Annotated in this window: 11 protein-coding genes; 5 read left to right on the plus strand and 6 right to left on the minus strand. The window is 56.2% G+C overall.

The window, feature by feature from the left end; all coding sequences use genetic code 11:
* Positions 1–101: 101 nt before the first annotated feature.
* Positions 102–557, plus strand: a complete 456-nt coding sequence (locus WFM49_RS13585; RefSeq protein WP_035269536.1) for a hypothetical protein — start codon at positions 102–104, stop codon at positions 555–557.
* Positions 558–683: 126 nt separating this feature from the next.
* Here the strand turns inward: WFM49_RS13585 and WFM49_RS13590 are convergent, their stop codons facing one another.
* From WFM49_RS13590 to WFM49_RS13605, 4 genes are all read right to left on the minus strand, one after another.
* A complete protein-coding gene (locus WFM49_RS13590) occupies positions 684–1,073 on the minus strand; it encodes a DUF6180 family protein (protein ID WP_137431124.1) in 390 nt (129 codons plus the stop codon).
* A 189-nt stretch (positions 1,074–1,262) separates the two neighbouring features.
* Positions 1,263–2,138 carry a DNA damage-inducible protein D gene (gene dinD, locus WFM49_RS13595; protein ID WP_009461412.1) on the minus strand — a complete coding sequence of 292 codons (876 nt, stop codon included), beginning with the start codon at positions 2,136–2,138 and terminating at the stop codon, positions 1,263–1,265.
* Between the two features lie 101 nt (positions 2,139–2,239).
* Positions 2,240–3,613 (minus strand): tRNA uridine-5-carboxymethylaminomethyl(34) synthesis GTPase MnmE, encoded by a 1,374-nt coding sequence (gene mnmE / locus WFM49_RS13600; RefSeq protein ID WP_336973753.1) that lies wholly within the window; start codon positions 3,611–3,613, stop codon positions 2,240–2,242.
* 252 nt (positions 3,614–3,865) lie between these two features.
* Positions 3,866–4,468 (minus strand): helix-turn-helix domain-containing protein, encoded by a 603-nt coding sequence (locus WFM49_RS13605; protein ID WP_022983402.1) that lies wholly within the window; start codon positions 4,466–4,468, stop codon positions 3,866–3,868.
* Between the two features lie 109 nt (positions 4,469–4,577).
* On the opposite strand from WFM49_RS13605, the gene argE reads away from it, so the two are divergent.
* The 4 genes from argE to WFM49_RS13625 are packed head-to-tail and all read left to right on the plus strand — an operon-like array spanning position 4,578 to position 8,788.
* Positions 4,578–5,774, plus strand: a complete 1,197-nt coding sequence (gene argE, locus WFM49_RS13610) for an acetylornithine deacetylase (protein ID WP_009461417.1) — start codon at positions 4,578–4,580, stop codon at positions 5,772–5,774.
* Positions 5,775–5,804: 30 nt separating this feature from the next.
* Positions 5,805–6,779, plus strand: a complete 975-nt coding sequence (locus WFM49_RS13615; RefSeq protein ID WP_336973756.1) for a threonine ammonia-lyase — start codon at positions 5,805–5,807, stop codon at positions 6,777–6,779.
* A gap of 2 nt (positions 6,780–6,781) precedes the next feature.
* Positions 6,782–7,786: an ornithine cyclodeaminase family protein gene (locus tag WFM49_RS13620; protein WP_009461421.1), complete on the plus strand. Its 1,005-nt coding sequence runs from the start codon at positions 6,782–6,784 to the stop codon at positions 7,784–7,786.
* A gap of 30 nt (positions 7,787–7,816) precedes the next feature.
* A complete protein-coding gene (locus WFM49_RS13625) occupies positions 7,817–8,788 on the plus strand; it encodes a tripartite tricarboxylate transporter substrate-binding protein (protein ID WP_254500147.1) in 972 nt (323 codons plus the stop codon).
* Between the two features lie 169 nt (positions 8,789–8,957).
* Here WFM49_RS13625 and WFM49_RS13630 read toward each other — a convergent pair whose 3' ends face one another.
* Positions 8,958–9,347 carry a VOC family protein gene (locus WFM49_RS13630; protein ID WP_009461425.1) on the minus strand — a complete coding sequence of 130 codons (390 nt, stop codon included), beginning with the start codon at positions 9,345–9,347 and terminating at the stop codon, positions 8,958–8,960.
* A 104-nt stretch (positions 9,348–9,451) separates the two neighbouring features.
* Positions 9,452–10,894, minus strand: coding sequence for a catalase (locus WFM49_RS13635; protein ID WP_009461427.1), 1,443 nt, complete (start codon positions 10,892–10,894; stop codon positions 9,452–9,454).
* Positions 10,895–11,108: the final 214 nt, after the last annotated feature.

Below are 11,108 nucleotides of genomic sequence, written 5' to 3' on the forward strand. Positions count from 1 at the left end.
ACTACCGGGTTTCAGCCGTAACCCTCTAGGGGATGATGTGTACAAGAGAGGAAAGTATGACCATAGAGATCAGTGGACAGGGTTTAATACATAAACAAACTATGCCCGTGGCTGAACCATTAAACGCGTCGGCCATGACGCCCCCTGTGGTGCCCGAGCAGGAAGAGTCTGGTTCCATAGACTCGTCGGGACGTATCAAGGTGCACCTGTCTCCCATGGGAAAAGATCTGTCGTTGACCAGTCAGCAAGCTCAGAAAAAAGGCCGCGACAAGGACATTGATGACAGCTCTTTGCCTGACGGAGTCAAGGACATACTTAAACGTATCCGCGACCTGAAAGAGCAAATTCAGCAAAAACTGATGGAGTTGCAGCGTATCCAGGCCAGCGACAAAGGTAGTGAAGCGGAAAAGAAACAGGAGCTGGAGCGCGTGCAAGGCGAGCTGACCAGTTTGAACGGTGCTCTGTCCAGTGCCCACGCCATGTTGAACAAGGTTATGGACGACATTGAGCTGGATGGAGATAGCCGTATGGAAGTGGCAGATTTGTTGATGAAGTAAGAAGCCGTTCGACTGGCTTCGGGAGTCCTTGGGGGCGCGGGTGGTTTGTTCGGGCGCAAGCCTGTATGAACCAGTGACTGCGCCCTTTTTTGACTCGGGACAGTCTGGGGCTGCCGTCACTGATACTCAGGGCTGGTTTGCCACCGTCAAGGCCTGCGTAATTTTGTGGTTGAGCTGATGTGGAGACATCAAATCCGCCGTGACCTGTGCTTTGGTGCGAATGATGTAGGCAGTCGATGGATTCAAATCAATGCAATACACCACCAGCGATCCGCCCCCTAGGGGAGCCGCACCAATATAAACCCCTAACTGTTCGCTGGCTGCCGAGTCATTGCGCTGCTGGTAGCCTTCGCCCGCGGCGGTTTGCTGAACGGTATCCAGGCACTGGGCCACGCTGAGACGGGAGATGGAGCGCTGTTCCGCCTCCAATTCCAGAGGCATCCATTCTTGAGCTTGTGCTGCCCAAGCGCCATGAAGCAAAGCTGCCATCAAAACCCACTTGTTGAGTGTGTGCATGATGTCCTCCCGCAGGAGACGATGGAATACCCAGCATAGTCCTGATCGATGAGGACGAGTTTTGATAGGGCTTAATTCAGGGATGAATTTCGGGTTTTTACTGAGGTGGGGGCCTGCTCGCAGTAGTAGGGGTAGGCAAGTATCCGGCAGTCGGCTTGAAGAAGGTTCCAGGCCTTCTTCCTTTAGCTGCTAGTGTGGCTCTTGGTCTTTCTGCTTGTGGGCTGGAAGTTTCCCTGTTTGTTTCAGCAGTTTCTTTTCTTCTGTTTTGACGCGACGTTCCAGCTTTTTAATATCTTCCTCGGCAGGGAGCTGCTCAGGCTGGATACCGCGCTGACCCAGCATATCGCGCACGCTGCGGTTGTTCTGTTCATGCTCGCGGGTGATCGACGTCTCGCCATGTAGCTGCTCTTGCGTGACGTTGTGATTCGTCATTTCCGTGGCGAGGTTCTTGGCGGCAATGGTTAGCGTAGGCAGAAAGTCAGCCAAGGGGCGGGTTTGAATAATGCCGTAGCGGTCTTTCATCATCTGGGTGGTGTGCCCACCAAATAGCGCCGCATCCCCTTTTGATCGGATGCGGCCAAAGCCTTTGTCGTCTACCCCATGTTCATAGAGGTTTTGCGATAGTGTCCTTTCGGACTCGCGAAGGCGTTCGCGGGCATCCAGTCTGGCTTGCAGACGCATGCGATCTTCAATCAGCTCCTGCTTGCGGGTCTGGATGGCGAAGTAGCTTTGAGCAAAGGCAATCGCCGGCTTGCGTGGGTCGCCGTTCTGGGCGATGAGGTAACAGGCATAGCGGGTGAGCATGATGTCTTCTATCGAACGATCTGCTCCGCTGCCAATCTGGACCATTTTCGTGACGCCACGAAAATGGTCCCCTTCTTCGTAACCCGTTGTTTTACAAGACTCTACCGCCCGGTCGATCGCCGTCTTGAAGTTCTCCCAACGCACATAGCCTAAAGGCTCCATCAAGTCGCGGGCGAACCAGAACTCCACGCCCTCTTCTGGGATGGTGTGGCTCAAGCCGTCGAACTGGTTTGTTAGCTGCGTAATGTCTTGAGATTCCACTTGATGTCTCCGGGTTGTATGACACTTGCCATCACGTCGCCAAAAGCCTTGTCTGGTTCTGGGGCCAGTGCGATGAGACACCGAGGACGTTCAGGCCTGCATCACTTCCCAATACAAAAACTGGAGAAAATCTCCCCCAGCAAATCATCGCTGCTGAACTCGCCGGTAATCGAGCACAGATCCAGATGTGCCAGGCGGAGCTCTTCTGCAAACAGATCCAATACCTGATCGCTGTGTGTGGCGTGTTCCGCAGCCAGGCCCAGGTGGTACTCCGCGCGCTCCAAGGCCCGCAGGTGTCGTTCTCGTGCCAGCCAGGGGGACTCACTGCCGGGGTTCCAGCCTGCGATATCCAGCAAGGTGCGGCGCAGCGTGTCCAGACCGATGTCCTTACGGGCAGAAATCGGCAGCACGGTGGCGCCGCTTTCTTGTGCCGGCAAGGCCGCCTGTTGCTCAGCTGTCAGCAAGTCTATCTTGTTATAGACGCGCAGCACGGGTACGTGTGATGGCAGGCGAGTGGTAATGGCACTATCGAGCTCGTCTTGCGGGTTGCGAGCATCGAGCAGGTGCACGATCACGTTCGCCTTGGCGATTTCGTCCCAGGTTCGGGCGATACCGATGCGCTCTACGGTGTCCTCGGTTTCACGCAGACCAGCGGTGTCCACGATATGTAGCGGGATGCCATCGATGTGGATCAGCTGCATGACGCGGTCGCGGGTGGTGCCGGCGATGTCGGTCACGATGGCCACATCTTCACCGGCCAGGGCGTTGAGCAGGCTGGATTTACCCACATTGGGCTGGCCTGCCAGTACAACGTGCAGGCCCTCGCGCAGGATCGCCCCTTGACGCGAATGCTGCAGGATGCGTTCCAGCTCGTCCTGTATGCCTTGCAGGGTGGCCGCCGCCTGATACTTTTCCAGGAAGTCGATTTCTTCTTCGGGGAAATCCAGCGTAGCTTCTACCAGCATGCGCAGGTGAATGATACGGTCGGCCAGGGCGTTGACGTTGTTGGAAAACACGCCGGATAGGGACGCGACGGCACTGCGGGCCGCGGCTTCCGATGAAGCGTCAATCAAGTCGGCCACGGCCTCGGCCTGGGCCAGGTCCAGTCTGTCATTCAAGAAGGCGCGCTGGGTGAACTCGCCAGGCTCGGCCAGGCGCAGGCCCTGATCTTTACCCGCTTCCAGGCAGCGATCCAGCAGGCGGCGCAGAACAGCCGGGCCGCCGTGGCCCTGCAGCTCCAGCACATCTTCGCCGGTATAAGAATGCGGGCCTTTAAAGAACAGCGCGATGCCCTCGTCGATTGCCTCGTCTTGTGCGTCCTTGAAGGGCAAAAAGTGCGCATGACGCGCTTGCAGCGTACGGCCAAACAGGGTCTGGATCAGAGCATCAAGCTCCTTGCCGGACACACGGATGACACCAATACCACCCCGGCCGGGGGCGGTGGCAATAGCCACAATAGGGGAAGAGCTGGACATGGGCAGATCGATCAAAGAGGCAGAACAGAGCCGTATTGTAATGGAGCAGGTGGATGGTTCGGACTTGGAGCGTTAGCCCTTGTTGGTATCTGAAACGCTTGTGTTTATCTACTTGTGGCCCAGGGTCTTGAGAATCAGGCAATCAGGCAATCAGGCAGGCATCTGGGTTATCTAACCGGGGCCAAAGCAAATAAACAAGCTCTTGGGTATGTCACCACAGCGGCAAAAGTTAGCTGTCTACGCCTCTTGAGCCTAATGATTGTTCACACAAACCACCAAGATCTCCACGCTTTCCCCGTGTTCGCACAGGTACAAGTGGCCCAGATTGCTTTTGAAGTAGATGCTGTCGCGCGCCTGCAGCACGTGGCGGCGCCCGTCCTGAAACTGCATGGTCAACTGCCCTTCGATCACAAAAATAAATTCTTCGCCTTCGTGCTGGCTGAAGTCGCTGGCATCGCGTGGTTTACCGGCCAGGACACGCCCGTGCATGGGCGTCATTTTCTTGTTGATCCATTCCGATGCCAGCATGCCGTATTCATAACGATGCGCATGGTAGGTCACGGTACGTGAAGCCCGTCCCACCAGAATATCCATGCCGGATTCATTTTGATCGCGAGGTGTCTTGAACAGGTCGGACAAATCCATCTTCAAGGCCCGGCTGACGGCCAGAAATTTTTCGTAGCTCAGGCCAATCAGGCCGCGCTCTGCCTTGGACAGGGTGGACAAAGACACATTGGATAAGCGTGCCAACATCAGCAGGGTCAGGCCCTGTCGTTTGCGTTCATCACGTATGCGCGCCCCCATGGCTGTTTTGCTCAATAAGTTGGGGGCGGTGTTGGCTAAGTCTTTTGTCATAACCTAAAGAAGTAAAAAACCATCTTCTTATAAATAATATTAATTTTCTTATAGGAAAACTCTGTCCTATTGTATAGAACTACACGTTTTACGCTGGGAGAAAGAAGGCATGACTGCGTTGTTTGATCCTACTGCTTATCCCTCTACCTCGGTGGAATGGATACAAAAACTGATTGCTTATGATACGACAAGCCGGGAATCCAACCTGGAACTGATTCATGACGTGCAGGCCTATTTGCAGCAGCAAGGGCTGGAAACTGTGCTGACGCATGACGCCAGCGGCCGCAAGGCCAATCTGTTCGCTACGATTCCGGCTGCCGATGGCACGCGTACGGGTGGCATTGTTTTGTCGGGCCATACTGATGTGGTGCCTGTCGATGGCCAGAACTGGAGCAGTGACCCTTTCAAAGCCGAGATTCGCGACGACCGCCTGTATGGCCGCGGTACTTGCGACATGAAAGGCTTTGTCGGTGTGACCTTGCAATTGGTTCCTGAAATGCTGGCGACCAAGCTGTCCAAACCCATCCACCTTGCCTACTCCTACGACGAAGAAGTGGGATGTGTGGGCGCGCCAGTCATGATTGATGACTTGGTCCGCCGTGGCGTGAAACCGGAAGGTTGCGTGGTGGGTGAACCCACCAGCATGCGCACCATCGTGGCGCATAAAGGCATTAACGCCTATCGCTGCCGGGTGCACGGTCATGCCGCGCACTCCTCGCTGACCCCCAAGGGTGTGAACGCGATTGAGCATGCCGCCCGCATCATTACCGCCATCCGTGATCTGGCCGACGACTACAAGAGCATGGGCCCTTATGACCATGATTTTGACGTGCCCTTCACCACTTTGCAGACCAGCATGATTCGTGGCGGTATCGCCTTGAATACCGTACCTGACCTTTGCGAGTTTGAATTTGAATACCGCAATCTGCCCGGCGTGGACCCTGAGCCTATCTTGCAGGAAATCCGTGAGTTCATTGACCTGAAAGTCCTGCCTGCCATGCGCCGCGAGCATCCGGATGCTTTGGTGGAGCTGGAGAAACTGGCCAGCGCTCCCGGCCTGAATCCTGAAGAACAAGCAGCCATTACCAAGCTGGTGCGTGAACTGACGCGGGACGACACGGTGCGCAAAGTGGCCTATGGCACCGAGGCAGGTCTGTTCCAGCAAGCCGGTATCCCTTCGATTATTTGTGGTCCCGGCAATATCGAGCAGGCCCATCGTCCTGACGAATACGTAGAACTGGCGCAAGTGGAGCAGTGCGAGCAGTTCTTGCGGGCCCTGATTCGCAGCCAGGCCGTAGCCTCTTAAAAATAGACAAACAGGTTTCAAGGCAAACCCATGACAACAGAAAAAGTTACCAAGGAAAATGTGGTGCAGGCGCATGAGCGTCTGCGTCCCTATGTGCACCAGACGCCCGTGTTCGATTACCAGACCGGGCGTCTGGACAGCGCCGTCAATTTCAAGTTCGAGCATTTGCAGGCCTCGGGCACGTTCAAGGTACGCGGTGCTTTCAACAACTTGTTGAGCTTGTCCGAAGAAGCACGCCAGCAAGGGGTGACTTGCGTTTCTGCAGGTAACCACGCCGTGGCCGTGGCCTATGCCGCCCATCAAATGGGGGTGAAAGCCAAGACCGTGATGATCAAGACGGCCAGCCCGGCGCGCGTAGCGCTGTGCCGCGAATATGGGGCCGAGATCGTCTTTGCTGACAATGGCGAGCAGGCGTTTGAACTGGTGCGTCATATAGAGAAGAACGAACAGAAGACCTTCATTCATCCGTTCAGCACCTACCCCACCGTGCTGGGAACCGCCACGCTGGGCTACGAATGGTTGCAGCAAGCGGGCAAGCTGGACGCGGTGCTGGTGCCCATTGGGGGCGGTGGCTTGGCCGCCGGTGTGTCGGCTGCCGTCAAGCTGTGGCAGCCTGATTGCGTGGTCTATGGCATCGAGCCTGTGGGAGCAAACGTCATGGCGCTTAGCCGCCAGGCTGGCGAGCCGCAAAAGATCGGCGCCATGCAGTCCATCGCAGATAGTCTGATGGCTCCGCATACTGACGAGTTCAGCTTCCGTGTGTGTCAGGACAATATCGATACTTTGGTGACCGTCAACGACGACCAGATCCGCGCTGGCATGCACTTCCTGTTCAACGAATTCAAGATGGCTACTGAACCGGCTTGCGCTGTAGCCACAGCCGCCTTGATGTTCCCCTTGCGCAAACACCTGGTCGGGCAACGAGTGGGCGTGTTGTTTTGCGGCTCCAATACGGATACCGACACCTTTATCCGCCATATCACCACGCCACTGGCGCAAGGCTAATTATGCAGCTAAGCGTTTATGTAGCAAAAGCTCAGGAAGTGTATGAAGGGCTGGATATGGGGGCGGCGATTGATCTGATGCGCCAGGGTTTTGTCGCCATGCAGCAAGGGCGTATTGACCAGCCCTTGCGTACGATTGTGCGCAGCCATTTGTCCAGCGGCTTTCTGGGCATGATGCCTGCCTGCATCAACATGCCGGAGATTTATCCCGAGCCTTTGTACGGTGCCAAGATGGGCACCCTGTTTCCAGACAATGTGCGCCTGGGTAAGGACCCCCATCAAGGCTGCGTGCTCTTGATGAGCGGCTTGACCGGCGAAACACGTGCCATTCTGGATGCCAGCAGCGTGACGGCCTTGCGTACCGCAGCGGTCAGTGGCCTGGCCACCGACATGCTGGCGCGCCCGGATGCCAGTGTGCTGACCTTGTTTGGTGGCGGGCATCAGGCCTTGTGGCAGTTGCGTGCCGTGGCGCAAGTGCGTCGCTTGAGCAACGTATTTGTGATTACCCGCTCCGCACAGTCGGCTCAGCATTTTATTGAGGAAGCCCAGGCGTATCTGGATTGCCCCTTGATAGCTGGAGTCTCGGCCCAGGAAGCCGTGTCTCAATCGGATATGGTACTGACGGCCACCAGCTCTGCCACGCCTGTCTTGCAGCGCGAATGGCTGCGCCCTGGCACGCACATCACTGCCATGGGTTCCAGCACACCCGCCAGCAGTGAACTGGATGGCCCCACCATGACGGCAGGCCGTTTGTTTGTGGACCGTGCGCAATCCACTCGTAACGAGTCGGGCGAGTTCTTGAATGCGTGCAAGCAGGGCTACTTGTCGGCGGATACCGAGTTGAACGAGCTGGGTGCCGTTCTGGAGGGGCAATCCGCAGGCCGCATCAACAATGAAGAAATCACGATTTTTAAATCCTTGGGCTTGGCATTCGAGGACGTATTGACGGCTGCCGCTTTGTTAAGCCGTCATGCCGCACAAGGAAATGGACGAGTAGTAGAACTTTAATAGCGTCATCAAGAGGTAGGGAGACAAGTAATGAAAAAGAAATGGGCGCAGGTGTTGCTGGGAACGGCGTTGGCCTTGGCAACAGGCATGTCTGTTGCCAGCAAGTTGCCGGACACCATACGTTTGGTCGTAGGTTATCCGGCCGGAGGAACAGCGGATGCCGTCGCGCGGGTGTATGCCGAGCAATTACGTGAAAAGCTGGGTGTGAATGTGGTGGTGGATAACCGCGCAGGCGCGGGCGGGCAGGTTGCCGCTCAAGGCTTTTTGCGCTCGCCTACCGATGGCTCGGTGCTGTTGGTCGCCAATAATCACATGATGACCACCCTGCCCCTGACCGTAAAAACGGTCAGCTACGATCCAATAAAGGATTTTGCGCCGGTAGCCGTGATCGCCAAGTTCGAACATATCTTTGTGGTGGGTAAAACCACGCCTGCCAATACCTTGCAGGAGTACGTGGAGCTGGTGCGCAAAGAACCGGAAAAGTACGGCCACTATGGCATTCCCGCCCCCGGCAGTGCCCCTCAGTTCATTGGCTACAGCATCGCCAAGAAGAACGATATCCAGATGTCCCCCGTGCCTTATAAAGGGGGTGCCCCTTTGATCAACGACCTGCTGGGTGACCATATACCCGCTGGCGTGGATGCGGTGGGCATGATTACCGAACACGTTGCCGCCGGTTCGGTGCGGGTGCTGGGGATTACCGGCGCGGAACGCCTGCCTATCTTGAAAGACGTGCCCACCTTTGCAGAAATGGGCTATGGCGACCTGAAAGCGTCGGGCTGGATGGGGATTTTTGCCCCGCTGGGCATGGAGCCGGAGATGGTCAAACAGTTCCAGGACGCCTTCAATGAAGTGGCCAAGCTGCCACGCATTGAAAGCGCGATTGTGCCCATCGGCTTCCGACCCGAGTCGGGCGATGCGCAGGAGCTATCGCGCATTGTTCAGAACGACCTGGACACTTGGGGACCCATCATCAAGGAGTCGGGGTATTTGCAGCAGTAAAACTCAAGGATGTGGAAAAACGCCCCGCAAGTTTGAGTGTGGGGCGTTTTTGCTTCTACGTGTAGTGTTCTAACCGCTCTGAACAAGTCGATGTTAGCAAGACCCGGACACGCCCCTGTCAGATTGCGCTTGAGGTGCACGGAATGCATATCCCGAATCCAGCACAAACTTAATTAACCGGCGTACACAACTCCACCACAATGCGCTCCGGTGTTTGCACATAAGACACCACCTGTCCCCAAGGCTTGTCCTGCGGCGGCGCCAGTTCCGTGCCCCCTTCTGCCAGCGCCTTGGCATGAGCGGCAGGTACATCATCGCAGACCAGGGCAATTTCGATGCCCAGCGGCACTTCTGACGCGTGCGGTGACAAATGGCCTTTTGGGTAGTTCATGTAGGCCAGCATTTCCCCCGCAAAGGCCAAGGTGGTTTGGCCGGTTTCCAGCTCGCCGTACAAGCCGGTTTCATGCAGCATTTTGGTGGTCAAGCCAAATGCGCGGTTGAAGTAATCCAGTGCCTGGCCGACGTCGGGAACGTAGATGATGGTGTAGCCAAATTTCATGGTGGGGCTCGGTAGGAAAACGCAGGGCCAGTGCAAAAAAAATCGGCTCCCCGATTGTAGATGGGGAGCCGATTCTTTGATGGTTTAAACAGCCCGGTCAGGGTTTAAAGTTGACCGCGTTTTGTCAGTTCTGCTTTGACACCTGCACCGTAGGCAGGATCTGCCTTGGTGAAGTGACCCAGCTGACGCTCGATGATTTCCTTGGGGACACCGGCCATGGCGTCGGCAATATTGCTGAACAGACGCTGCTTTTCCTCGTCGTTGAACAGGCGGAACAGATTGCCGGGCTGCGAGTAGTAATCATCATCCACGCGGTGATCCCAGTGATCTGCCGGCTGGCCGTCCAGCGCCAGAGGCGGTTCGCTACGGGGAGCCTGTTGCCATTCGCCCTGGCTGTTGGGCTCGTAGTTGATCGTGCCGCCGTTATTGTCGCCAGTACGCATGGCGCCATCGCGGTGGTAGCTGTGGAACGGGCAACGCGGTGCGTTCACTGGCAGCAGCCCGTGGTTCACGCCCAGACGGTAACGCTGGGTGTCGCCGTAGGAGAAGATACGACCTTGCAGCATGCGGTCGGGCGAGTGACCAATGCCGGGCACCAGGTTGGCAGGCGTAAAGGCGGCTTGCTCCACTTGGGCAAAGTAGTTGGTGGGGTTCTCGTTCAACTCCAGCATGCCCACATCGATCAGCGGGAAGTCGCCATGTGGCCAGACCTTGGTCACGTCAAAGGGGTTGATGTGGTAGGTGCGTGCCTGCTCTTCGGTCATGATCTGAATGCGCAGAGCCCAGCGTGGGAAGTTGCCCTTTTCAATGTTCTCGTATAGATCGCGCTGCGAACTCTCGCGGTCCTGGCCCACGACTTTGGCGGCTTCTTCATTGGTGTAGTTGGCAATGCCCTGCTGGGATTTGAAGTGGAACTTCACCCAGTGGCGCTCGCCCTTGTCGTTGATCAGGCTGTATGTGTGCGAACCGAAGCCGTGCTGCTGACGAAGGTTACAGGGCAAACCGCGGTCGCTCATCAAGATGGTGACCTGGTGCAAGGACTCGGGCGACAAGGACCAGAAATCCCAGGCGGCGCTCATGTTGCGCAGGTGGCTGCGCGGGTCGCGTTTCTGTGTGTGGATGAAGTCGGGGAACTTCAGTGGATCCCGTATAAAGAAGACAGGAGTGTTATTGCCCACGAGGTCCCAGTTTCCGTCTTCTGTATAGAATTTGAGGGCAAATCCTCGAACGTCGCGTTCTGCATCGGCGGCTCCTGCTTCACCTGCTACGGTGGAAAAACGTAAGAAAACGGGTGTCTTGCTGCCTGGCTTGAAGACCTTGGCCATGCTGTACTTCGTGATGTCGTGCGTGACGGTAAAGGTACCGAAAGCGCCCGAGCCTTTGGCGTGTACGACACGCTCCGGGATGCGTTCTCGGTCAAAGTGAGCCAGCTTCTCCAGCAGCCAATAATCCTGCATCAGGACGGGACCACGAGGGCCTGCCGTCATGGAGTTCTGGTTCTCCTCAACCGGGCGGCCAGCGGCGGTTGTCAGGGTTTTGTTGCTCATTGTGTTTCTCCGTTGAAGCTGACCCGAACCGAGGGGGGCGGGTCGTTTTAAGAAGTTGAGATCAGTCTACTTGCCTTGGTCGAAATAGTTAAATCAAATGATTTTAGTGAACAAATAGCTTTTTGCTATCAAGACGGTTTTCATCCCGATCATAGCGGTAAGTAGAAACGCTGCGCATGAATTTTCTATGAGCAGAATCTGAAAAGTTAATCAA

The organism is Alcaligenes sp. PF14, assembly GCF_037150615.1.
Classification (GTDB): domain Bacteria; phylum Pseudomonadota; class Gammaproteobacteria; order Burkholderiales; family Burkholderiaceae_B; genus Alcaligenes; species Alcaligenes phenolicus.